Below are 25,477 nucleotides of genomic sequence, written 5' to 3'. Positions count from 1 at the left end.
GTCGTAATAATTTTATTGCTTATCAGGCGTAATATCAGTTATCGTATCATTTTCTAATAGTTCTTCGTTAAATACATCTTTAGGTGTAAAAATTTCTATGTGCTGTTCTAAATTAAGGAAATTTGCAGGTAATTTCCCACCGTATTCACCATCAACATTAAGTTGCATATCAGTAAATGATGAAATATTAATAGACTTCGCTTTAGCATAAATGACTTTAGGATGTTTTGTATGCTCACCTCGAGACGCTAGTGTCATAATATGACCCAATTCAGCAAGATTTGCTTTTTCTACAATAATTAACGTGAAATAACCGTCGTCAAGCTTCGCATCTGGAACTAATTTTTCAAAGCCAGCCATTGAATTCGTTAAACCTAAAAGGAATAGTAAAGCTTCTCCTTGGAAGATGTTATCATCATATTCGATACGTACATCTACTGCTTTCATTTGAGGTAACATTTCGAATCCTTTAATGTAATACGCGAACGGTCCTACAATTGATTTCAACTTACTTGGTGTTTCATAAGATACTTGTGTTAGTTTCCCCCCTGCAGCTAGGTTAATGAAATAACGATTATTCATCTTTCCAATATCTACCTTGGTTGTGTGACCATCAATGATTACATCAATCGCCCCCATTATATCGCTTGGTAAATGAAGTGCTCTTCCAAAGTCATTAACGGTGCCCATTGGTATTACACCTAATTTAGGCCGATTGGGTTGTTCGGCGATTCCGTTGACCACCTCATTTAACGTACCGTCACCTCCAGCTGCAATGAGTAAATCATATTCACTTTCTAGTGCTCTTTCAGCTTCAAAAGTAGCATCACCAATTTTTTCAGTTGCATATGCACTCGTTTCATAACCTGCCTTCTCAAGTTTAATCAGTGCATCTGGTAATACACGTTTAAAAAGTTCTTTTCCTGATGTTGGATTATATATAATTCTTGCACGTTTTCTCATAGTTAATCCCTCAAATTCATATACTCATTACTTATATTATATGATTTATACATCAGTTAAAAGTATTTATTTCCGATTTCTCTAAACTAATCGGTACTACAAAGATAAAATATATGTAATTTTAAACATTAAGAAACTTAATACTTAAACTTTTCAAAAGTAATAAAAGCTTCTAACAAAGTTCATATCCTTTGTTAGAAGCTTAAAGTATTATAATTTTCGAATTAACGGTTATCTAATTCTTGTTTTAATAGGCTATTAACTTTTTGTGGGTTAGCTTGACCTTTAGAAGCTTTCATAATTTGGCCCACTAAGAATCCCATAGCTTTACCTTTACCATTTTTATAATCTTCTATTGATTGTGGATTATTATCTAATGCATCTGTTACAAATTTAAGTAGTGTTGCTTCATCAGAAATTTGTACTAAACCTTTATCTTCCATAATTTGTTTAGCATCTCCACCATTTTCTGCTAGTTCTGGAAAAACTTTTTTAGCGATTTTACTACTCATTGTTCCGTCTTCTATTAATTTAATCATACCAGCTAAATTTTCAGGTGTTAGTTGCGTATCTTTTAATTCAACTTGATTTTTATTAAGATACTCGTTAACACCTCCCATTAACCAGTTGGAAGTAAGTTTAACATCTGCACCATGGTCAATTGCGCCTTCAAAGAAATCAGACATTTCTTTAGTTAATGTTAATACATGCGCATCATATTCTGGTAGTCCAAGATCATTTACGTATTTAGCTTTACGTTCATCTGGCAATTCTGGAATTGTTTCTCTTACACGTGCTTTCCAATCTTCATCTACATATAATGGTACAATATCTGGTTCAGGGAAATATCTATAATCATCTGAACCTTCTTTCACACGCATTAAAATTGTTTTACCAGTAGATTCATCAAATCGACGTGTTTCTTGACCAATCTCTCCACCATTTAATAATTCTTCTTCTTGACGTTTCTCTTCATATTCTAAACCTTTTTTAACGTAGTTAAATGAGTTAAGGTTTTTCAATTCAGTTTTTGTACCAAATTCCTTTTGACCATATGGACGAAGTGAAATATTAGCATCACAACGTAGGGATCCCTCTTCCATTTTACAATCAGATACACCTGTATATTGAATGATTGAACGTAGTTTTTCTAGATAAGCATATGCTTCTTTAGGTGAACGAATATCGGGTTCAGATACAATTTCAATTAATGGCGTACCTTGACGGTTTAAGTCTACTAGAGAATAACCATCTTTATGTGTTGATTTACCTGCATCTTCTTCCATATGAAGACGTGTAATACCGATACGTTTTGTTTCTCCATCAACTTCAATATCAATATAGCCATTTTCTCCAATAGGTTGATCAAACTGAGAAATTTGATATGCTTTTGGATTATCTGGATAGAAATAGTTTTTACGATCAAATTTTGAATTTGTAGCAATATCCATATTTAATGCCATTGAAGCTCTCATTGCCCAATCTACTGCACGTCTATTAACTACTGGTAATACACCTGGATAAGCTAAGTCGATAACATTTGTATTTGAATTTGGTTCAGCTCCAAAATGTGCGGGTGATGGAGAGAACATTTTTGAGTCCGTTTTTAACTCAACATGAACTTCAAGTCCGATTACTGTTTCAAAATGCATGATTTCCACTCCTTATAAATTTTCGTATGCGTCATGTAAGTTGTATTGTGTTTCAAATTGATAAGCGACACGATATAACGTTTTTTCGTCAAAAGGTTTACCAATTAATTGTAAACCAATTGGGCGTCCGTTTGATTGTCCACAAGGAACTGAAATACCAGGTAAACCGGCAAGATTAACTGGTGTAGTTAATAAGTCATTCGCATACATTGTTAAAGGATCATCAATTTCTTCGCCAATATTAAATGCTGTTGTAGGTGCTGTCGGTCCAACCACAACATCATAAGATTCAAATACTTTGTCAAAATCATTTTTAATTAACGTTCTAACTTTTTGAGATTTTTTATAGTATGCATCGTAATAACCTGAGCTTAAAGCAAAAGTACCTAAGAAGATACGTCTTTTGACTTCTTCACCAAAGCCTTCCGATCTAGACATTTTATATAATTCTTCTAACGATTGTGCTTCTTTAGAATGATATCCATATCTAATACCATCAAATCGCGCTAAATTTGCTGAAGCCTCTGATGACGCAATAACATAATATGATGGAATACCATATTTTGTATTTGGTAATGAGACTTCGTCAACTTCAGCACCAAGTGATTTTAACGTTTCAACCGCTTCTTTTACAGAAGTCTTAACTTCTTCACTTACACCCTCACCTAAATATTCTTTAGGTAATGCAATTTTAAGACCTTTAATATCTTTACCAATATCAGAAGTAAAATCTACATCATCAACAGGTGCGCTTGTAGAATCATTCGCATCTACACCGGAAATTGCCTCAAGTACTAATGCGTTATCTTTAACATTACGCGTGATTGGTCCAATTTGATCTAAAGAAGAAGCAAATGCAACTAAACCGAAACGTGATACACGGCCATAAGTTGGTTTCATACCAACAACACCACAATAAGATGCAGGTTGTCTAATAGAACCACCAGTGTCTGACCCTAAACTAAAAGGAACTAAACCTGCTGCAACCGCTGCTGCAGAACCACCTGAAGATCCTCCTGGTACTGCTGTGTGATCGAAAGGATTTAATGTTTTCTTAAAATATGAAGTCTCTGTAGAGCCACCCATTGCAAACTCATCCATGTTTAATTTACCAATTAAAACCGCGTTTTCATCATGTAGTTTGTTCATTACAGTTGATTCATAAATAGGTACAAATCCCTCTAACATTTTACTTGCACATGTAGTTTCTACATCTTTTGTGATGATATTATCTTTGATTCCCATAGGAATTCCAAATAGTTTACCATCCATTTGATCTTTAGCTTGTAATTCATCTAATTCTTCGGCTTTTTTTATTGCATTTTCTTTATCTAAAGCTAAGAATGACTTGATTGTTGGATCAGTTTCTTCAATAGCTGCGTATATATCTTTTACTACATCAGAAGGTTTAATTTCTTTATTTTTGATTAATTCAGTTAATTTTTCGATAGATTCAAAACGAATACTCATCTTAAGCGTCCTCCCCATTCATGATGGATGGCACTTTAAATTGACCATCTTCTGTTTCTTTCGCATTTTTCAATGCTAATTCTTGAGGAATGCCCTCGATTGCTTTATCGTCACGTAATACGTTTTGTAAATCTAATACGTGATAAGTTGGCTCAATACCTTCTGTATCGGCACTATCATTTTGTTTCGCAAAATCTAAAATACTTTCTAAAGTATTAGCCATTTCTTCTGTTTCTTCAGGAGAAATTTGAAGTCTAGCTAAATTAGCAATATGTTCAACTTCTTCACGTGTTACTTTAGTCATTAAATAAAAGCCTCCTTAATACTCATTCATCACCAAATTGTATCAAATTTCGAACCAAAAATCTAAATATTTATGAATAAGTTACTCAAAATAAACACTTGATATTAAGGTGTTTAATGAACTTTTACATAAGAATTCCCTTAATTATCATCTCTATGTTTTAAAATGATAGATGAATTAAAGTTTAATTCTAACAATAATTTTATACATATTTATGCAATAGATATTAATTAATTATAAGACACATCTAGAGTTAAAAACCTTTTATCAAAGACTTTTTATACTACTATTAAATTTTTTACTTTTCTGAACATTTAGTTACATTGTATAATGTTACATGTATCTTATATCATTATTTAATAAAGGGAGTGTTAATTATGTTTACATTAGGTACAGCTCTCAGTAATCAAATTGATGCAAATTGGCAGACTTACGTTATGATTATTGTCTATTTCATAATCCTTCTAATTATTGGCTTCTATGGTTATCGACAAGCTACTGGAAACTTAAGTGAATTTATGTTGGGGGGACGTAGTATCGGACCATATATCACAGCTTTATCAGCTGGTGCCTCTGACATGTCTGGATGGATGATTATGGGACTTCCAGGTTCAGTATACAGTACAGGTTTATCCGCCATTTGGATAACCATTGGATTAACCTTAGGTGCATACATTAATTATTTTGTTGTTGCTCCAAGACTACGTGTTTATACTGAGATTGCGGGAGATGCTATTACACTCCCAGACTTTTTTAAAAATAGACTAGATGATAAGAAAAATATTATTAAAATTATTTCAGGATTGATTATTGTCGTATTTTTCACTCTATATACGCATTCAGGTTTCGTTTCTGGCGGAAAACTCTTTGAAAGTGCATTTGGATTGAATTATCATGCTGGACTCTTGATAGTGGCTATTATAGTTATTTTTTACACTTTCTTTGGTGGCTATTTAGCTGTATCAATTACTGATTTTTTTCAAGGTGTGATTATGCTTATTGCTATGGTAATGGTACCTATCGTTGCATTGCTTAAACTCAACGGTTGGGATACATTTCATGATATTGCTCAAATGAAACCTACAACCTTAGATTTATTTAGAGGAACCACTGTTTTAGGCATTGTTTCATTATTCTCATGGGGACTCGGATATTTTGGTCAACCACATATTATAGTAAGATTTATGTCTATCAAATCACATAAATTACTACCAAAAGCCAGACGTCTGGGAATAAGTTGGATGGCAGTCGGTCTATTAGGAGCGATTGGTGTGGGATTAACAGGAATTTCATTTATATCTGAAAGACATATTAAATTAGAAGATCCTGAAACACTATTTATTGTGATGAGTCAAATATTATTTCATCCGCTTGTAGGTGGATTTTTATTAGCAGCCATCCTTGCTGCAATAATGAGTACTATCTCTTCACAATTACTAGTAACATCAAGTTCTTTAACTGAAGATTTCTATAAACTAATCAGAGGTTCAGATAAAGCATCATCACACCAAAAAGAGTTTGTTTTGATTGGACGCTTATCAGTTCTACTTGTTGCGATAGTTGCTATTACGATTGCTTGGCATCCAAACGATACAATACTAAATTTAGTTGGTAATGCTTGGGCTGGTTTTGGAGCTGCATTTAGTCCTTTAGTACTCTACTCTTTATATTGGAAAGATTTAACACGTGCAGGAGCTATTAGCGGAATGGTAGCTGGTGCTGTAGTTGTTATTGTTTGGATTTCTTGGATAAAACCCTTGGCTACAATCAATGCATTCTTTGGTATGTATGAAATCATTCCAGGTTTCATAGTTAGCGTATTGATTACGTACATCGTAAGTAAATTAACAAAAAAACCTGATGATTATGTTATTGAAAATCTTAATAAAGTTAAACACGTCGTTAAAGAATAAATGTACAATTATCAGACTATATCAAAATTATAATATTGATTAATTAAATAACAATTACAAGTATAATTTAAATATTTCTCTAATATACAGTGTCAATTTATTTTATTCACATAAGAAAATAGCTATGAAGAAATCTATCAATTTAAATTTCTTCATAGCTAATTTTTTTCATTTAAATTTATTGACGGCTTGAAAAATGAGTCAAAATCATCAATAACATCAAATTGCAAATATATTCCTTTGGTAATGGATTGACCATTAAACTTAATTCGAATTCTATTCTATTCTTTTCTATACAATGAAACGGGTGTCATACATCATCAGTAACTAATTATGATAGATATGAACTTGTGGTTCTTTATCGTCTTTAGTTTTACTAATGAGAGCACGTGGAGTATTTCCATCTTTGATTCTAATTTCATACTCATCTAGTTTATCAAAATATTTTTCGGCTTGCTCTGTAACATATTGTGTAATACCTATCGTTTCTGCCTGTCCGTAATAATCTATAGGCAAATCAACTGTAAGTTGTTTAGCTTTTTTATTTACGAATTTAACCTTACCAACTGCTTGTGTGAAGTTTGAAAAATACGATTGCAAATTATCATTAAACTGTTTAAAGTTATTATTCAGCGTTTCATCATAATCAGCTGCAGTTGACGAAGGAATTAAGGCTGCTTTTTCATTAATATTATCCCAAGAGTTAATTTTAGTTTTACCCTCTTCAACCGTAGTACCAACTATAAATTCACCTGGTGTAATGGAATCTTGACTTGATTGTTTATAGATAGCAAAATGAATAGGAATATCTTTCAAATCACTATTCTCACGTAAACGAGAAAGCATTTCACTAGCCATCTGTTTACCTTGCTTTTCAATCTCTTTATCAGATAAATCTTTACTAAATGTTTCGCCATCTTTCTCTTTTTTGTAATAATAAACACTATTCATGGCTAAACCAATTGTCATCCCTTTTATATTTTTACCTTTAGAATCACTATTTCCATAAAAATCCTGCTCGAGTATATTTGAAAGATAGGCTGGAGAATTTTCAGCTATTTTCTCTTCATCTGTTTCACCATTGTGAGATGGATTGAGTCCAAGATTCTCATTAGCATTTTTGCTTTTCTTTTCTTTTTCGCTCATCTTGTCAATTTCTTTTTTCGTATACTTCGGATCTAAGTATGCATTAATCGTTTTTTTATCTAAATATTGTCCATCTTGATATAAATACTTATTTGTTGGAAAGATTTCTTTACTTAATTCTAGTAAACCACTTTCAAAATCTTCTCCATTATAACCATTTGCCATATTATCTTGTAATAATCCACGAGCCTGGCTTTCTTTGAAGGGTAATATAGTCCTATAGTTATCACCTTGAACTTTTTTATCAGTCGCTATTTGTTTCACTTGATTTTTATTATGGTTATCCTTATGTTCACTTTGTTCTTTATCTGATGAAGTTTGTTTATGTCCATCTCCGCAAGCCGTTAATAATAACAGTATCGACATGAGTAAAAATATTGTTCGCTTCATTCACGTACTCCTCTAATTATTAGATTCCATTTTGTTTTTCAATAAATGCTGCTTCAGTCCAAATTTCAGTACCATACTTCTCAGCTTTGGCTAATTTAGACCCTGCATCTGCTCCAGCTATGACAATATCAGTACTTTTAGTCACGCTGTTTGTAACTTTAGCACCTTGCATTTTCAACCATTCAGATGCTTCATTTCTCGTCATTTGCTCGAGTTTCCCTGTTAATACAATTGTTTTCCCACTAAAATCAGGATGACCTTCGATTTCAGTTGTTTTAATTCCTTTATAAGACATATTAACATTTTTATTACTTAATTTTTCAATTAATGAACGAATATCACTATTTTCGAGATATGTTACAACAGATTGTGCAAGTTTATCTCCAATATCTTGAATTTCAATTAATTCACTTTCAGTTACTTTAAAAAGTTGATCCATCGTTTCATATCGCTCAGCAAGTACTTGACTAGCTTTTACACCTAAATGTCTAATACCCAGTCCAAATAATAAATGCTCTAATGACTGTTCTTTAGATTTTTCTATCGCTAATAAAAGATTATCAACTTTCTTCTTTCCCATTCTCTCTAATGGTAATAAATCTTCTTCTTTCAAATAGAAAATATCTGCGACATCTTTGATTAACTGATTTTCGTATAGCTGATGAATAATTTTAGTACCTAAACCATCTATATTCATCGCTTGTCTTGAAACGAAATGTATAAGTCCTTCAATAAGCTGTGCCTGACATTTTGGATTAATACAACGTAAAGCAACTTCTCCTTCAATACGAACTAATTCATGTCCACAACTAGGACAATGTGTTGGCATATGATAAATTTCCGATTCGTTAGGTCGTCTATCTAAAATACTTTTTACAACTTCAGGGATGATGTCCCCGGCTTTTTTAATAACAACACTATCTCCGATACGTATATCTCTTTCATGTATTAAATCTTCATTATGAAGTGAGGCTCTTGAAACTGTAGTACCAGCTACTTTTACAGGTTCTAGAATTGCAGTTGGTGTCACAACACCCGTACGCCCAATACTTAGCTCAATATCCAATAATTTTGTAATAACTTCTTCAGCTGGAAATTTATAAGCAATCGCCCATCTTGGAGATTTTTGCGTATAACCCATTTCCTCTTGTTGAGATAAATCGTTAACTTTTATAACAATACCATCAATATCGTAAGATAAAGATCCTCTTTTGCTTGTCCATTTCTCTATATAATTAAGTACGCCCTCAATATCTGATACTCGTTCACGTTCTTGGTTAGTTTTAAAACCTAATTGGTCCAATTCCTCTAGCGCTTCACTTTGTGTTGTTGCATTAAACTCGGTTAGGTCATTCACACTATATAAGAAGACGCTTAACTTTCTTTTCGCAGCTAGTTTAGAGTCAAGTTGTCTTAAAGAGCCTGCAGCAGCGTTTCGTGGATTTGCAAAAGGTTGTTCACCATTTTGTTCTTTTTCATTATTCAAATGAATGAATGAACGACGTGGCATATAAGCTTCCCCACGGACCTCAAAATTGAGAGGTTCTTTAATTTTTAGTGGTATAGCATGTATAGTTCTTAGATTTTCAGTGATATCCTCACCTGTCGTACCATCACCACGTGTAAGTCCTTGAACAAAACGACCATTTTCATATTTGAGCGAAACAGCCAAACCATCTATTTTAAGTTCACACATGTATTCGACCTTACCAATACTATCACGAATACGTTGATCAAATTTTCTTAAATCTTCTTCATTAAAAGCATTACCTAAACTTAACATAGGCGTGTCGTGATTTACTTTTTCAAAAGAAGACTGAGCTTCGCCACCCACACGCACTGTTGGAGAGTCTGTCGATTTGAATTCTGGATATTTTTCTTCAATTTCAATCAGCTCATGTAATAACTTATCATACTCACTGTCAGGCACTGAGGGATTATCTTGTACATAATATTCATAACTATATTGATTCAATAAGTCATGTAATTTTTCCACACGCTTTTTAACACCTTGCATCCCCTATGAGTCCTCCTTCTTTGTTATTGGTGCGAACTGAGCTAATAATCGTTTTGGACCTTCTGATTTAAATATAATATCCAACTCTACAGATCCATTTTTTTCATTCACGTTACTAACCATCCCTTCACCCCATGCTTTATGCATAACTTTATCTCCTACTTTCCAATCAGATGATGAAACTTGTTTTTTAGTTGATGTAGTACGCTTACTAAAACCTCTTTTAGGTTGAGATTTGGGATATATAGTTTGTCTTTTTTGACCGGTATGACTATCAAGTAGGTCTTCTGGGATTTCTTTTAAAAATCGAGATGGCATATTGGATTGAGAACGACCAAACAACATTCTGGTCGTTGCATTTGTGATATAAAGCAACTCTTCTGCTCGTGTAATTGCTACATAACAAATACGACGTTCCTCTTCCATTTCATGATCATCTTCACTTTTTATTGCTCTGATATGTGGGAACAACGACTCCTCCATTCCCATAATAAAAACTATAGGAAATTCAAGACCTTTTGCTGAATGCATTGTCATCAATGTTACACCATTCTGTGTATCTGCTTCGTCAATATCAGCAACTAATGATAAATCTGTTAGAAAATTAATAAGTGATTGTTCCTCTAAAGGAGTATTTTCCTCATAATCTTTAGGTACAGACATAAATTCATCTAAGTTTTCTAATCGACTTCGTGATTCAATACTTTGTTCTCGATCAAGCATGTCTCTATAGCCTGATTTTTGTAGTACTTCATCTACGATTTCACTAATTTCGAGAAATTCTTGTTCTTTGATTAAATTTTGAATCATTTCATAAAAACTGATACATTCTTGAGTTACCTTTTTAGAGAGACCTATAAAATCTACCTCAGCCAATGCGTCAAACATACTTATATTATTTTGAAGTGCATAGGTTTGGATTTTTTCAACAGATGAAGGTCCAATACCACGTTTAGGCACGTTAATAATACGTTGCAAACTAATATCATCATTGCTATTAGCAATAACTCTTAAATAACTAAGTAAATCTTTAATTTCTTTACGGTCATAGAACTTTTGACCCCCAACCATTGTATAAGGAATATTTGATTTCATAAATGTTTCCTCAAGTACACGTGATTGGGCATTTGTTCTATATAATATAGCCATTTCACTATATTTTTTACCACTGCGTTGATGCTTCATTATTTCTTTAACAACGTATTCTGCTTCATCTCTTTCAGTCATAGCTTCATAATACTGAATTTTGTCTCCTCCAGAATTTGCAGTCCATAGACCTTTAGGTTTACGTTCAGAATTATGTTTTATAACTTCATTTGCAGCATTTAAAATATTCTTAGTTGAACGATAGTTCTGTTCGAGGAAAATTGTCTTTGCCTCAGGATAGTCCTCTTCAAAAGATAAAATATTTTGTATATCAGCTCCTCTCCAACCATAAATAGATTGGTCAGAATCACCAACAACACATAAATTTTTAAATTTGTTTGCTAATAGTTTTACTAAGGTATATTGTGCTTTATTGGTATCTTGATACTCATCTACATGTATATATTGAAATTTATTTTGATAGTATTCTAGAGTTTCGGGTACACGTTCAAATAAATTAATAGTTGTCATAATTAAATCATCAAAGTCGAGTGCTTCATTACGTGATAACTGTCTTTGATAACCTTTGTAAACCGTTGCAACCATTTGAGAGTGAAAATCATTCGCCTCTTTTTGAGCATCCTCAGGTGTTTTTAATTCATTTTTCAAATTGCTAATTGCACCAATAAACATACGTGGCTCAAATCGCTTACTGTCTATATTTTCACTTTTCAATACATCTTTAATCACTGATTTTTGATCGGTAGGATCAATGATAGTGAAATTTCTTTCAATGCCAATACGATCAGCATCTCTTCTCAGAATTCTTACACACATAGAGTGAAAAGTGGACATCCAAATCACTTGCGCTTCTTCTCCCACAAGATGTTCGACACGCGCCTTCATTTCTTTAGCTGCTTTATTTGTAAACGTAATAGCTAAAATATTATAAGGTGATACATCTTTTTCATCTAATAAATACGCAATGCGATGTGTTAACACACGTGTCTTTCCTGATCCAGCACCTGCCATAATAAGCAATGGGCCTTCTGTTGTTCTAACCGCTTCACTTTGCTCTGAATTCATATTTTTTACTAGCGCATTCATTTATTAGACTCCTTTATCTTTACAGTTTTTAATGCTTTTTTAATGTCGTTATATATAATATCGCCGACAACAATGGTATCCGCAATGTTAGACATTTCGTTAGCTTTGTCAATGTTTGTTATACCACCGCCATAAAATAATTGAGTATGTTGAAGCATATTTGCAATCGCTTTAACCTTATCAACATCTCCATATGTGCCACTATATTCTACGTACATGATTGGAAATCGATATAATTCTTCTGCCATTTGTGCATATGCTTCGACATCTTCTATACCTAATTGAGTATAAGCTTTGGTAATTTTTGCAACTTTACTATTTGCGTTTAGAACGACATATCCCTCGAAAAAAACTTCATCAAAATTAATCACATGTCCATATTTTTTAAGGGCTTCTAGTAAAATTTCGTTATGATATTTTGTATCCTTACTATTCATGACTGTTGGAATAAAATAGAAATCAAAACCAGGCATCACACTTTCTACATTCGAAACTTCTAAGACAAGTGGTAACGGATAACGTCTTACTCTACTCATTAAATGAATAACATTATCTTCTGTTACATCATCTGTCCCACCAATAATTATTGCATCAGTGTTAGACATACACAGTGCCTCTAAATTTTCATCCGAAATTGATTTAGCCGGATCTAATTTAAACATATGTTTCCACTTGGTTATGTCGTACATTTTATGAAACTCCTTTATTTAACATACCCTAAATTATAGCATTTTTAAGTTTTAAGTTCTAAAGACTAAATAAGTTAATCCTATATGATTTTAAGTCATATGTAATTTAACATATGCTTTAAGCAAAAATGACTATACTGCTACTAAATTCAATAACTAGATACTGTGTAAATTCGTTATAATAAATCAGATAGAATGCTTAAATTAATTATCTTTAAAAATTTATCTTCATTAAAAAATAGCTTCGAAAGATTTCAATAAATCTTTCAAAGCTATTAATGTATTAAATGAAACACTGAAATCATACGAAAGTATATGCATTCTTATGCCTTTGTTTCAATATTTAGTCTATCCAAAATCATTGTATAAGCATCATTACCCCATTGTAACGAACGCTTTACTCTAGAAATCGTTGCAGTCGATGCACCAGACTCTTCTTCAATAGTTGCATAAGTATAACCTTGCTTAATCATTTTAGCAACTTGAAGTCTCTGAGATAATGACTGTATTTCATTTACAGTACATAAATCATCGAAAAACTGATAACATTCTTCTCTGTTTTCTAGTGCTAAGATCGCATCAAATAATTCATCTAATGACTGACCTCTTAATTTTTCAATTTGCATCTCGAACAACCCCTATACAAATATTCTCTCATTATTTTAACTTACTAATTCGTTAAAGTGTAGTAGTTTCATGAAAAATGTATAGGAAATTAGAATCATTTGTCTTGTATTAAATTTGATTTAATTAAGATAAACCAGCACGCGCGAATATAGTGTCGACCTGATTAAGATGATGCTTAGGATCGAAGCAATCATCTAATTCTTCACTTGATAGAACGTCAGTTATAGATGAATCTTGTTCAATTAGCTCTCTAAATGGTGTTTTTGTTTCCCAAGATTCCATTGCTTTAGGTTGAACTTTATCATAAGCTTCTTCACGTACCATGCCTTTATTAATTAATGCTAGTAGTACGCGTTGTGAGAAGATTAAACCATACGTTTTATCAATATTATTTCTCATATTATCTTCATAAACTGTTAGTCGATCAACAATATTCGTAAATCGATTAAGTGCATAATCTAGAGCAATTGTAACATCTGGTAACATGATACGTTCTGCAGAAGAATGAGAGATATCTCTTTCATGCCATAAAGGTATATTCTCGTATGCAGTAGTAATATATCCTCGAATCACACGAGATATACCTGTAATATTTTCAGAACCGATTGGATTTCTTTTATGTGGCATTGCTGATGATCCTTTTTGTCCTTTTGCAAATGCCTCTTCGACTTCTCTAGTTTCAGTTTTTTGTAAATTACGAATTTCTACTGCAAATTTTTCCATTGATGTAGCAATTAGTGCTAATGTAGCAATGTAATAAGCATGACGATCTCTTTGTAATGTTTGAGTAGAAATAGCTGCAGTGTCTATTCCTAAATGTTCACATACGTAAGCCTCAATTTCGGGTGGAATATTGGCAAATGTTCCTACTGCTCCACTCATTTTCCCTACTTCTATTTCTTTACGCACTTCTTTAAAACGCTTAAGATTACGTTTCATTTCAGTATACCAAAGAGCCATTTTTACGCCAAAAGTTGTAGGCTCAGCATGAACTCCATGTGTACGCCCCATCATCAATGTATATTGATATTTTTTAGCTTTGGCAGCTAATACATCTATAAATCTTTCTAAATCTTTTTCAAGGATTTCGTTTGCCTGTTTAATTACATAACTTAAGGCAGTGTCAACTACATCAGTGGAAGTTAATCCATAATGTACCCACTTACGTTCATCACCTAAAGTTTCAGAAACTTGGCGTGTAAATGCAACTACATCGTGTCGTGTTTCTTGTTCAATTTCTTTAGCGCGTTCAACATTTACTTTGGCATTTTCACGAATTTTTTTTACATCTTCTTTAGGAATATAACCTAACTCACTCCATGCTTCACACGCTAGAATCTCTACTTCTAACCATGCTTCATAGCGATTTTGATCCGTCCAAATACTAGACATTTCATCTCTTGAATAACGTTCTATCATTCTTTGTAAACTCCTATCGTATGTATTATAGCTCCTACAAAAACTGTACATTATCACATTTTTTATAAGAAAAGTTCGTTTCTAAGCTTTCATCTATAGTTTAACAGAACTTGATTAAAATGTATAAGTGTTTATCTAGTTATTACTATTTTATTTGAATCAATCTAGAAACACAATCTGGTAAAAACTATAGTTAGATGTAAGATAATGCTTTATTTAATTTTTAGTATAAAATTTCCGATTCGTTTCGCCTGTAAAATTTCTAGAGTAACTCATTTCAGTTGAATTACCAAGTGTCTAAAAGCAATTTATATAAGACCGGCATTAACATTATTATCAGTAATCAATGCATAAAAATACCTAGGACAATAGTGAGTGTCCTAGGCTTTATCATTCTATAGTTAATCATATTTATTGGATTAAAGCACCTACAAATATAATATCCTGTTTTAAAATCTCTATACTGCCATCTTTATTCTCTTTATAAACTGGTTTCTCAATACGACGTATTGGCATAAACCCTTCTTTTTTCATTCTGTCGAGACAATCTGCAATTGTTTCTTTATCTTCAACTCTAAACTTTTTGCTCATTTGAGCTACCACCTACTATTTCTTCGTGATCTACTACAACTTCCAGTTGTTCTGGTTCATAAGCTTTCAGTTTACGTTTACGTACACCCTTAACCCAGAATCCTCCGTGAATATTTCTTGGTTCATACGCTATAATAAATGCCTTGGGATCTAAGTTCTTGACAGTATCCATTAACTTTAATTCATATTTTCTTGGTGTTAATATTTGCATTACCATTCGACTTCCATCTCTACCAAATGCTTCGTAGTGGGTTACACCATACCCTAAATTTCTTAATTCATTTGGTAAATCTAACTCATATTCCGATGAAGTAACATTGACAACTGTATAACCTAACGCAAGTTTTTCCTCGATTTTCATTCCTACTATAATACCGACTGAGAATCCTAATGCATAAGCAAAAATATTTTGGATTTGGTCTAGGCTAGACATTACTAACCCTAAACCAACAACATAAACTAAGACTTCCATAAAACTAACTACTGCTGCAACATAACGATAACCTTTCAAAGTCAATATCGTTCTCATTGTTAAAAATGTGACATAACATACATTAATTATAAAAATTGCTAAGACCATTAACCATGGATTTTGAGCAATTGCTGACATATTATTCCTCTTTTCTTACTTTTAAATCCAGATTATTTTATCAGTCGCCAATCATTTTGTCACTTATAAATTTTCATTTGTTATATTTAGGCCATGAATATCGTGTATAAGCAAGTTCACGCTTATGTGCATTTCTAACATAATGTTTTTCGATTGTTTCACGAGCAGTTGCAGGAATTTCTTTACCTTCTAAATAATCATCAATATCATGATAAGATACGCCTAGTGCTTCCTCGTCTGGTAACTGAGGTTTATCATCTTCTAAATCAGCTGTTGGCACTTTTTCATAAAGGTGTTTAGGTGCTCCTAGATAAGCTAGTAATTGTTTACCTTGTCTTTTATTTAACCCAAAGATAGGCGCAATGTCCGCAGCACCATCTCCATATTTAGTGTAAAATCCTGTAATATTTTCGGCAGAGTGATCAGTTCCTAAAACTATACCTTGAGTATTAGAAGCAATTGAAAATTGAACTTTCATTCGTTCACGTGCTTTTTCATTACCCTTTTGAAAATCAGTAAGTTTGATGCCTGCTTCACTAAGTGATTGAACACTCTGATCAACTGCTGGTTTAATATTAACTGTATATGTTGTGTCAGGATTAATAAACTCAAGTGCATCTTCTACTTCATGAGCGTCTTGTTGCACACCATAAGGTAATTTCACTGCTATAAATTTACAGTTACGTCCCTCTTCTTTCAATTCATTTACTGCTAATTGTGCTAACTTACCTGTTAGAGTAGAGTCTTGACCACCTGATATTCCAAGAACAAGAGTTTGTATAAATGAATGTGATTTTACATACGCTTTAATAAATTGCTTAATTTCCTGGATTTCCTCTACACTGTCAATTTGTTTTTTTACTTTCATTTCATTAACCACAACATCTTGCAATCTACTCATTTTCATCCTCCATCTCTTTAACGTGTTCAGCAACTTCAAAAATACGCTTATGCTTATTTTCCCAACATTTAGTGCTTAAATCTACTGGATAATCTTGCGGGTTAAGATATCGTTTATTTTCTTCCCATAAAATACTTAAATTATTTTTAAGATAGTCCTGAGCTTCATATTCATCTGGAAGATGGTATACAAGTTTGCCATTTTCAAATATAGATTGATGTAGATTAACCGCTTTAAATGATTTAATAAACTTCATTTTGTAAGTGTGAACAGGATGGAACATTTTCAATGGAGATTCGTCATTAGGATTTTCACCTTCTAGCGTAATATAGTCGCCCTCAGCCTTGCCTGTTTTATTATTAATAATACGATAAACATTTTTTTTGCCTGGTGTAGTAACTTTCTCAGCATTATTTGATAATTTAATGCGATCACTCATTGTGCCATCATCTGTTTCAATAGAAACCAATTTATAAACTGCACCTAAGGCTGGTTGATCATATCCTGTAATCAGTTTTGTACCTACTCCCCATCCGTCAACTTTAGCGCCTTGTGCTTTTAAACTTGTAATAGTCTGCTCATCCAAATCATTTGATGCGATAATTTTAGCTTCTGTAAAACCAGCCTCATCTAACATTCTACGAGCTTCTTTAGATAGGTACGCAATATCACCAGAATCTAATCTGATACCTATAAAATTAATAGTATCTCCTAACTCTTTTGCAACCTTAATTGCGGTTGGTACTCCTGATTTTAAAGTATGAAAAGTATCAACTAAGAACACACAATTTTTATGTCGCTCAGCATACTTTTTGAATGCTATATACTCATCACCATATGTTTGTACTAGTGCGTGTGCATGTGTGCCAGATACAGGTATATTAAAAAGTTTTCCTGCTCTAACATTACTTGTAGAATCAAACCCTCCAATAAAGGCTGCTCTAGCGCCCCACAGTGCAGCATCGATCTCTTGAGCTCTTCTTGTACCAAATTCCATCAAAGTGTCATGAGTTGCTATTTGACGAATTCGGCTGGCTTTAGTTGCAATTAATGTTTGGAAATTAATGATATTTAACAAAATAGTTTCAATAAGTTGCGCTTGGATTAAAGGTGCTTCAACTCTTAATAATGGCTCATTACCAAAACAAATTTCACCTTCTTGCATAGATTTAATATTCCCTGTAAATTTCAAATCTTTTAGGTAATTTAGAAAATCTTCTTCATAACCTATCGATTTTAAATATGTGATATCTTCATTTGTAAACCCAAAGTTTTCGATGAAATTCACAACGCGTTTCAATCCGTTGAATACCGCATATCCACTATTAAATGGCATTTTTCGAAAATACAAATCAAACACTGCTATTCTTTCATGGATACCATCATTCCAGTAGCTTTCAGCCATATTAATTTGATATAAATCATTGTGTAACATTAAGCTATCGTCGTTATATTGGTACACTTTAACCTCTCCAATCGACTTAAATATTTACAATTATTTTATCATAATTCATATATAGTAGGTACTTGCATGTTTGATTTACATTTATTTCCTAATAAATTCTAATATAGTGTCGACAAATTTATGACAATTACCTATATTATTCAAGAAACAGTATATGCTCACGTATAATGACGATTGAGGTGTTTTAAATGCTAATAGATAAAGCAAGATCATTTATTCAGACCATGTATAGCGAATTAAAATATAATACTAATGAAATTGAAAATAGAATGAAAGAGATTGAGCAAGAAATTAACTTGACTGGTAGTTACACACATACTTATGAAGAATTATCTTACGGTGCAAAAATGGCATGGAGAAACTCAAATCGTTGTATTGGTAGACTGTTTTGGAATTCTTTAAATGTTAAAGATGCCCGAGATGTATGTGACGAAAAAGAATTTATAAAATTTATACATACACATATTAAAGAAGCTACTAACGGCGGAAAAATCAAACCATATATTACAATTTTTAGTCCTGAAGATACACCTAAAATTTATAATAATCAGTTGATTCGTTATGCTGGTTATGAAAATGTTGGCGATCCATCTGAAAAAAAGGTTACTCGTTTAGCTGAACATCTAGGTTGGAAAGGTAAAGGTTCAAATTTTGATATTTTACCTCTGATTTATCAATTGCCTAACGACACTATAAAAATACACGAACTTCCAAATGATATTGTAAAAGAAGTTTCTATACATCATGAACACTATCCCAAGCTTTCAAAATTAGGTTTAAAATGGTATGCGGTACCTATTATTTCAAATATGGATTTAAAAATCGGTGGTATTACTTACCCTACAGCACCTTTTAATGGATGGTATATGGTAACCGAAATTGCTGTACGTAATTTCACAGACACCTATCGTTATAATCTTTTAGAAAAAGTTGCAGAAGCTTTTGAATTTGATACACTTAAAAATAATTCATTTAATAAAGATCGAGCACTCGTAGAGTTAAATCATGCTGTGTATCATTCATTTAAAGCTGATGGTGTTTCTATTGTTGACCACTTAACTGCAGCGAAGCAATTTGAAATGTTTGAACGAAATGAACATCAACAAAACAGAAATGTTACTGGTAAGTGGTCTTGGCTGGCACCTCCACTTTCACCAACTTTAACTTCTAACTATCATCATGGATATGATAATACAATGCATCATACGAATTTCTTCTATAAAAAAGAAGAACCTATGAAGTGCCCTTTCCATTAATTTAAACGAGGTGGCATAATGCATTTATATTATCTAGGACCTAAAGGAACTTTTTCATATCTAGCCGCTAAGCAATTTGAATCACATGAACAGTATGACTTCATTCCATTATCTAACTTGCATGAAGTCATTCAATCCGTATCTAAAGATAAACAGGCTGTCGGAATTGTCCCTATTGAAAACTCTATTGAAGGTACTATTAACATTGTCGCTGATTCATTAGCACATCATGATGTATACGCACATGGTGAAATTCAACTAGATATAGATTTTTCACTTTACGGTCATCATTCAAATTCACTTGATGATATTCATAAAGTATATTCAATTGCTCCAGCAATCAGTCAAACAATAAACTACATTCATCGTCAACAGTTTGACTATGATTATGTAGATAGCACTATTCAAAGCCTTAACATGATAAAAGATGGTATTGGAGCAATAGCTCCTATTGGGAGTGGGGAAACTTATGGCTACCATACTTTAGATCAACATATACAAGATTACCCTCATAATGTAACTAGATTTTTAGTAGTGAAAAATCATACTCATTTTATTGAACATCCAAACACAACTATCTTCCTTATCACGCCTAAGTATGATAAGCCAGGACTTTTAGCTAGTGTTTTAAATACTTTTACTTTATTCAACATAAATTTATCGTGGATTGAATCTAGACCACTTAAAACTCAATTAGGTATGTATCATTTTTATGTTCAAGCCGATACTGCTATAAATAATGATGTGAATAAAATTATTTCAATTTTAGAGACTTTGGATTTTCAAGTTAAAATTATCGGCGCTTTTAATAAGAAAAACTAACTTTACATGAATTGTAAAAATTCTTGTGAATACAATATTTTTTATAATTTCATAAAATAAGAGGCCGGGACATAATTCCTAGAAAATAGCCAGTAAATGAGTTTTTGTAAATTCATTTACTGGCTTCTTTATTTACAATACTTTGTATTGTTGGCTTGCTTTCTTATGAGACAGCTTCAGCCTATATAAGTCTTCAGCTTGTCCTATTCCCTCATGAGTCTCGCCAAAATACTTTGCTCTTATATGTAATTTCACATTGAAATACTCTAAAAAAATAAGGCACTTTCGTATAATTTAATAAACATCACTAAACTAAATTAACGAGGTGCCCTAAGTATAAAAATTATGACATGATTCAACTTACTCTACCAATGGAAACTTCAGTAATCATTTTACCTATTAACGATTGTACTCTTATGCTTTTACTATATGATTAATATATTTCTAAATCTTTAATTACTGATGTTTTTCACATCAATACTCTTGATTTTGATTTTTGTTTGTTCCTGATTTAAAGTAAGTCCATTAATATTTTCTAAATGTATTGATTGTGAAGCATCTTCAAATTGATTTGCCGCTATAAAAACGTTTTGATGTTGGACGTGATGATAACTTCTAATATGAATCGCATCTCTTTTCATCTTACCAATAAAAGTATTACCTATCACATTGAAATTCTCACCAGCTTGAGTTTCCATCACTTGTCCTGTAATAGGATCGGCAGCATTTTTACCATCCTTCACTCCAAGAAATCTTATTCCACCATTACAATTTATAAATTTATTTTTTGTAATAAATGTGTCTTTTGACTTTAGAGGAGTTAAAGCATACTCATTTAAATTATCAAAGATGTTTTGATTGATATGAATGTTTTCATAATAGCAGTTATATCTACTGGCATGAGAGCCAATAGCTCTATTCCACGCTTTCATTTTAGGATGATCTGAACAGCCAAAATAACATTTTTCAATGACAACATTTTTCGTAATCGTTCCATCTGTAGTTCCAAATTTAGGAAAAGCACCAGGTACTTGTATGTCCAATTGTACTGCTTCAGAAAAAGAACGATCTCCATCAATATCAAGAAATCCTTTAAATTCACATTCTGATATGTGTAAACCATTGATTCCGCATGCGTCGAGTGCATGCCCTCCAACAATATTTTTGAATGTTACACCTAAAATTTGAATGTCTTCTGCATGTCCCATGCACATGGCTGTATTATTATATGGATATTCGCCTCCATTCATATCAAAAGTTCCTCCTTTAATATAAATGTGACTATTTCCATTATAGCCATGATATAGCTTTAAGCGTCTACCATTTTTTAATAATGCATCTTTCCCTTTTCTTAAAAGTGTTGCACCTTCTTCCAATAACAATGTTGTAGAATCATAAATAACTAAAGCTTTTCTGATATAATAAGTTCCTTTAGGTATATAAACAGTGTGTCTGCCTTTTTTTGCGTAATTTAATGCTTTTTGAATCGCTCTTGTATCCTTATATTTACTTTTTTCTTTTAATCCGAAATCTTTTGCATTGATAAACATGTTATAACTCCTCATATATTTTAAATAATGATTGTGTGCTTAAAGTAAAGTCTATATACTATAATTACATTTCGTTTTAATTATGGTGTATATTTTTACTGCCAATTTAATTTAAACGATTACAAAAGTTTTAGCTTTATATAAATATACCAATCTAACGCTTTTTAAACACATATTGGGAGGCTGTTCTAATGAGTAACAAAGCATTAATCATTGTAGATTACTCTTTTGATTTTATTGACGATAATGGTAAATTAACATGTGGCAAACCTGGACAAGAAATTGAAACTTTTATTACTCAGCGTATAAAAAATTATCATAATAATCAACAGGAAATATTTTTCCTAATGGACTTGCATTATGAAAATGATAAATTTCATCCTGAAAGTAAATTATTCCCCAATCATAATATTCATCAAACACCAGGTCGTGAGTTATATGGCGAGGTAGGTAGATTATACAACTCAATTAAAGACCAAATGAATGTACATTATTTAGATAAAACGAGATACGATTCATTCTACGGTACACCATTAGATAGTTTATTACGTGAAAGACAAATCAATGATATTGAAATTGTGGGTGTTTGCACGGATATTTGTATTTTGCATACCGCTGTTTCAGCATACAATTTAGGTTATAACATCACTATCCCAATTAGAGGCGTAGCATCTTTTAATCAAGATGGTCATCAATGGGCACTCTCCCATTTTAAAAATTCTCTTGGTGCAAAAGTAGAAGATTAAACAACAATCATGATAAAATATGATTAACAATATATGTATAAGGAGATATTGAAAATGACAAAAACTTTTATTTTCGGGCACAAAAATCCAGATACTGATGCTATTTCTTCAGCTTTAATTATGGCTGATTTTGAGCAACAAACTGGTAATACTGAAGCAAAAGCTTATCGTTTAGGTGAAATAAGTGCGGAAACTCAATTTGCACTAGATTATTTTAACGTAGAAGCTCCAGAATTATTAAACGAAGATTTAAAAGGACAAGATGTTATTTTAGTCGACCATAACGAGTTTCAACAAAGTGCAGATACTATTTCAAACGCTACAATTAAACATGTGATAGATCATCACAGAATTTCTAACTTTGAAACAGCTGGCCCTTTATACTATAGAGCAGAACCAGTTGGTTGTAGTGCAACAATTTTATATAAAATGTATAAAGAACGTGGATTTGAAATTAAACCAGAAATCGCTGGACTTATGATTTCAGCTATAATTTCTGATAGTTTATTATTTAAATCACCTACCTGCACAAAAGAAGATGTAGATGCTGCTCAAGCACTTAAAGATATTGCAAATGTTGATTTAGAAGCATATGGTTTAGAAATGTTAAAAGCAGGTGCTTCAACTACAGATAAATCTGCTGAAACACTTGTCAATATGGATGCTAAATCATTCAATATGGGAGATTATGTAACACGTATTGCTCAAGTCAATACTGTAGATATTGATGAAGTTTTAGATCGTAAAGAGGAATTTGAAAAAGTTATGTTAGAAATGAGTGCCAATGAAAAATACGATTTATTCGTTCTTGTAGTTACTGATATTATTAACAGCGATTCTAAAATCCTTGTAGTTGGTGCTGAAAAAGATAAAGTTGGAGAAGCATTTAAAGTACAACTAGATGATGGTATGGCTTTCTTATCTGGCGTTGTATCACGAAAAAAACAAGTTGTTCCTCAAATCACTGAAGTTTTAACTCAATAACTTTAAAAGCATTAAAACTATATTGTTGCCCATGATATATTTTTTCATCCTAGAGTAATTTCTCAGTAGTTGATTGATTTAATAACACATTGATATCAGGTGTTATTAAATTGTTAGTTCTAAATTTCAGGAGTGGACTAAGAATTCGATATGAATTCTATTCCACTCCCTTTTTGTAACTTTTTAAACAAAATTTTTATATTTAAGAAGAAATAATCACTAATCTTTTTATGTTCTCATTTAATATATTCAGGACTATCTCAACCTCTTTACCAAAAAAATAATTTGGAGGTAATTTTATGACAATAATTAGAGATAAATTTAACAATAGTAAAGCTTTTTTTAATACGCATAAAACAAAAAACCTTAAATTTCGAAAACAACAACTTAAATTACTAAGTAAAAATATCAAAAATCATGAAAATGAATTATTAGATGCCTTATATAAAGATTTAGGTAAAAGTAAGGTTGAAGCATACGCAACTGAAATTGGTATGCTTTTGAAAAGCATAAAGCTAATGCGCAAAGAGTTAAAAAATTGGTCGAAAACCAAACAAACGGATACACCACTCTACTTATTCCCTACAAAGAGTTATATTAAAAAAGAACCTTACGGTACGGTGCTTATTATAGGACCATTTAATTATCCGGTTCAATTAGTTTTCGAGCCTCTCATCGGAGCAATAGCTGCCGGAAATACTGCTATAGTTAAACCTTCAGAGTTAACACCTCATGTTGCCATTGTGATCAAGGACATCATTGAAGATACATTTGATGAAGCATACGTTTCTGTTGTTGAAGGTGGTATTGAAGAAACCCAAACGTTATTAAGTCTACCATTTGATTATATGTTCTTTACTGGCAGTGAAAAAGTCGGAAAAATTGTCTATGAAGCTGCAGCAAGAAAATTAATTCCAGTTACTCTTGAACTTGGCGGTAAATCACCTGTCATTGTCGATGATACAGCCAATATCAAAGTAGCGAGTGAACGTATTAGTTTTGGTAAATTTACTAATGCTGGTCAAACATGTGTCGCTCCAGATTATATATTAGTTCAGCGGAAAGTTAAAAATGATTTAATAAAAGCTCTTAAAAAAACAATTACTGAATTTTACGGAGAAAATATTGAAAAAAGCCCTGATTTCGGACGGATTGTTAATCAAAAACACTTTAATCGGTTGAATGACTTGATTCAAATTCATAAAGATAATGTTGTTTTTGGAGGTAATAGTTCTAAAGAAGATTTATATATTGAACCTACTTTATTGGATAACATAACCAATGACAATAAAATCATGAAAGAAGAAATATTCGGTCCCATTTTGCCTATTATTACTTATGATAATTTCGATGAAGTACTTGAAATCATCCAAAGTAAATCAAAACCACTAAGTTTGTATCTTTTTAGCGAAGATGAAAACATGACACATAGAGTGGTTGAAGAATTATCATTTGGGGGCGGTGCAATTAACGATACGTTAATGCATTTAGCTAATCCTAACTTACCTTTCGGTGGTGTAGGTTCTTCAGGCATAGGTCAATATCATGGTAAGTATTCTTTTGATACATTTAGTCATATGAAATCATACACATTTAAATCTACACGTCTAGAATCGAGTTTATTTTTCCCTCCATATAAAGGTAAATTTAAATATATTAAAACCTTCTTCAAGAACTAGTGTTAGTTATCTCCATATGATTTGCCCTTGAGTGATATACAGAGTTTTGTTTTTTTATCTCATAACCACTCAAGGGCTTTTTATATCACT

Annotated in this window: 21 protein-coding genes; 6 read left to right on the top strand and 15 right to left on the bottom strand. The window is 32.1% G+C overall.

Going from position 1 to position 25,477, the window contains the following annotated elements; translation table 11 throughout:
• Positions 1-12 precede the first annotated feature (12 nt).
• The 4 genes from FNL83_RS04610 to gatC all read right to left on the bottom strand — a co-directional run bounded on the left by FNL83_RS04610 (position 13) and on the right by gatC (position 4,389).
• Positions 13-963 carry a diacylglycerol kinase gene (locus tag FNL83_RS04610; protein WP_002484891.1) on the bottom strand — a complete coding sequence of 317 codons (951 nt, stop codon included), beginning with the start codon at positions 961-963 and terminating at the stop codon, positions 13-15.
• A gap of 224 nt (positions 964-1,187) precedes the next feature.
• Positions 1,188-2,615, bottom strand: a complete 1,428-nt coding sequence (gatB, locus tag FNL83_RS04605) for an Asp-tRNA(Asn)/Glu-tRNA(Gln) amidotransferase subunit GatB (RefSeq protein ID WP_002457087.1) — start codon at positions 2,613-2,615, stop codon at positions 1,188-1,190.
• Between the two features lie 12 nt (positions 2,616-2,627).
• A complete protein-coding gene (gene gatA / locus FNL83_RS04600; protein WP_002458553.1) occupies positions 2,628-4,085 on the bottom strand; it encodes an Asp-tRNA(Asn)/Glu-tRNA(Gln) amidotransferase subunit GatA in 1,458 nt (485 codons plus the stop codon).
• Between the two features lies 1 nt (position 4,086).
• On the bottom strand, positions 4,087-4,389 hold the full coding sequence (gatC, locus tag FNL83_RS04595; protein ID WP_002457086.1) for an Asp-tRNA(Asn)/Glu-tRNA(Gln) amidotransferase subunit GatC: 303 nt from the start codon (positions 4,387-4,389) through the stop codon (positions 4,087-4,089).
• Positions 4,390-4,766: 377 nt separating this feature from the next.
• On the opposite strand from gatC, the gene putP reads away from it, so the two are divergent.
• A complete protein-coding gene (gene putP, locus FNL83_RS04590; RefSeq protein WP_002489904.1) occupies positions 4,767-6,302 on the top strand; it encodes a sodium/proline symporter PutP in 1,536 nt (511 codons plus the stop codon).
• 327 nt (positions 6,303-6,629) lie between these two features.
• Here putP and FNL83_RS04585 read toward each other — a convergent pair whose 3' ends face one another.
• The 10 genes from FNL83_RS04585 to FNL83_RS04540 all read right to left on the bottom strand — a co-directional run bounded on the left by FNL83_RS04585 (position 6,630) and on the right by FNL83_RS04540 (position 18,347).
• A complete protein-coding gene (locus tag FNL83_RS04585; protein ID WP_001830442.1) occupies positions 6,630-7,838 on the bottom strand; it encodes a CamS family sex pheromone protein in 1,209 nt (402 codons plus the stop codon).
• A gap of 19 nt (positions 7,839-7,857) precedes the next feature.
• Positions 7,858-9,855: an NAD-dependent DNA ligase LigA gene (ligA, locus tag FNL83_RS04580; protein ID WP_001830451.1), complete on the bottom strand. Its 1,998-nt coding sequence runs from the start codon at positions 9,853-9,855 to the stop codon at positions 7,858-7,860.
• Positions 9,856-9,858: 3 nt separating this feature from the next.
• Positions 9,859-12,048 carry a DNA helicase PcrA gene (gene pcrA, locus FNL83_RS04575; RefSeq protein WP_001830418.1) on the bottom strand — a complete coding sequence of 730 codons (2,190 nt, stop codon included), beginning with the start codon at positions 12,046-12,048 and terminating at the stop codon, positions 9,859-9,861.
• A complete protein-coding gene (gene pcrB, locus FNL83_RS04570) occupies positions 12,045-12,737 on the bottom strand; it encodes a heptaprenylglyceryl phosphate synthase (protein ID WP_001830396.1) in 693 nt (230 codons plus the stop codon). The genes pcrA and pcrB overlap by 4 nt, the downstream gene beginning before the upstream one ends.
• 323 nt (positions 12,738-13,060) lie before the next feature.
• Positions 13,061-13,363 (bottom strand): YerC/YecD family TrpR-related protein, encoded by a 303-nt coding sequence (locus FNL83_RS04565; protein WP_001830443.1) that lies wholly within the window; start codon positions 13,361-13,363, stop codon positions 13,061-13,063.
• A 124-nt stretch (positions 13,364-13,487) separates the two neighbouring features.
• On the bottom strand, positions 13,488-14,783 hold the full coding sequence (gene purB, locus FNL83_RS04560; RefSeq protein ID WP_001830440.1) for an adenylosuccinate lyase: 1,296 nt from the start codon (positions 14,781-14,783) through the stop codon (positions 13,488-13,490).
• Positions 14,784-15,194: 411 nt separating this feature from the next.
• Positions 15,195-15,374, bottom strand: coding sequence for an NETI motif-containing protein (locus FNL83_RS04555; protein ID WP_001830380.1), 180 nt, complete (start codon positions 15,372-15,374; stop codon positions 15,195-15,197).
• Entirely contained in the window at positions 15,358-15,984 is a 627-nt protein-coding gene (locus FNL83_RS04550) for a DUF2179 domain-containing protein (RefSeq protein ID WP_001830398.1), read from the bottom strand. Before FNL83_RS04550 ends, FNL83_RS04555 begins: the two co-directional genes overlap by 17 nt.
• 73 nt (positions 15,985-16,057) lie before the next feature.
• On the bottom strand, positions 16,058-16,885 hold the full coding sequence (gene nadE / locus FNL83_RS04545) for an NAD(+) synthase (protein ID WP_001832476.1): 828 nt from the start codon (positions 16,883-16,885) through the stop codon (positions 16,058-16,060).
• Positions 16,878-18,347 carry a nicotinate phosphoribosyltransferase gene (locus FNL83_RS04540; protein ID WP_001830368.1) on the bottom strand — a complete coding sequence of 490 codons (1,470 nt, stop codon included), beginning with the start codon at positions 18,345-18,347 and terminating at the stop codon, positions 16,878-16,880. Before FNL83_RS04540 ends, nadE begins: the two co-directional genes overlap by 8 nt.
• Positions 18,348-18,538: 191 nt before the next feature.
• On the opposite strand from FNL83_RS04540, the gene FNL83_RS04535 reads away from it, so the two are divergent.
• Together FNL83_RS04535 and FNL83_RS04530 are read left to right on the top strand one after the other, a co-directional pair.
• The gene (locus FNL83_RS04535) at positions 18,539-19,606 is read left to right on the top strand and encodes a nitric oxide synthase oxygenase (RefSeq protein WP_002485250.1); all 1,068 of its coding nucleotides are present in this window, start codon (positions 18,539-18,541) and stop codon (positions 19,604-19,606) included.
• 18 nt (positions 19,607-19,624) lie between these two features.
• On the top strand, positions 19,625-20,428 hold the full coding sequence (locus tag FNL83_RS04530; protein ID WP_002489911.1) for a prephenate dehydratase: 804 nt from the start codon (positions 19,625-19,627) through the stop codon (positions 20,426-20,428).
• Positions 20,429-20,880: 452 nt separating this feature from the next.
• On the opposite strand, the gene FNL83_RS04525 is transcribed toward FNL83_RS04530, so the two are convergent.
• Positions 20,881-21,978, bottom strand: a complete 1,098-nt coding sequence (locus FNL83_RS04525) for a glycosyl hydrolase family 28-related protein (RefSeq protein WP_002457082.1) — start codon at positions 21,976-21,978, stop codon at positions 20,881-20,883.
• A gap of 191 nt (positions 21,979-22,169) precedes the next feature.
• Between FNL83_RS04525 and FNL83_RS04520 the strand changes: the two genes are divergently transcribed.
• The 3 genes from FNL83_RS04520 (at position 22,170) to FNL83_RS04510 (ending at position 25,387) form a co-directional block, all read left to right on the top strand.
• Positions 22,170-22,724: a cysteine hydrolase family protein gene (locus FNL83_RS04520; RefSeq protein ID WP_002457081.1), complete on the top strand. Its 555-nt coding sequence runs from the start codon at positions 22,170-22,172 to the stop codon at positions 22,722-22,724.
• Positions 22,725-22,778: 54 nt separating this feature from the next.
• Positions 22,779-23,708, top strand: a complete 930-nt coding sequence (locus FNL83_RS04515; RefSeq protein WP_001830428.1) for a manganese-dependent inorganic pyrophosphatase — start codon at positions 22,779-22,781, stop codon at positions 23,706-23,708.
• A gap of 299 nt (positions 23,709-24,007) precedes the next feature.
• Positions 24,008-25,387, top strand: coding sequence for an aldehyde dehydrogenase (locus FNL83_RS04510; RefSeq protein ID WP_001830423.1), 1,380 nt, complete (start codon positions 24,008-24,010; stop codon positions 25,385-25,387).
• Positions 25,388-25,477 lie beyond the last annotated feature (90 nt).

Origin of the sequence: Staphylococcus epidermidis, assembly GCF_006742205.1 — a bacterium.
Lineage (GTDB): Bacteria > Bacillota > Bacilli > Staphylococcales > Staphylococcaceae > Staphylococcus > Staphylococcus epidermidis.
Note: the sequence above shows the minus strand (reverse complement) of the source record. Positions and strands in the feature narration are given on the sequence as shown.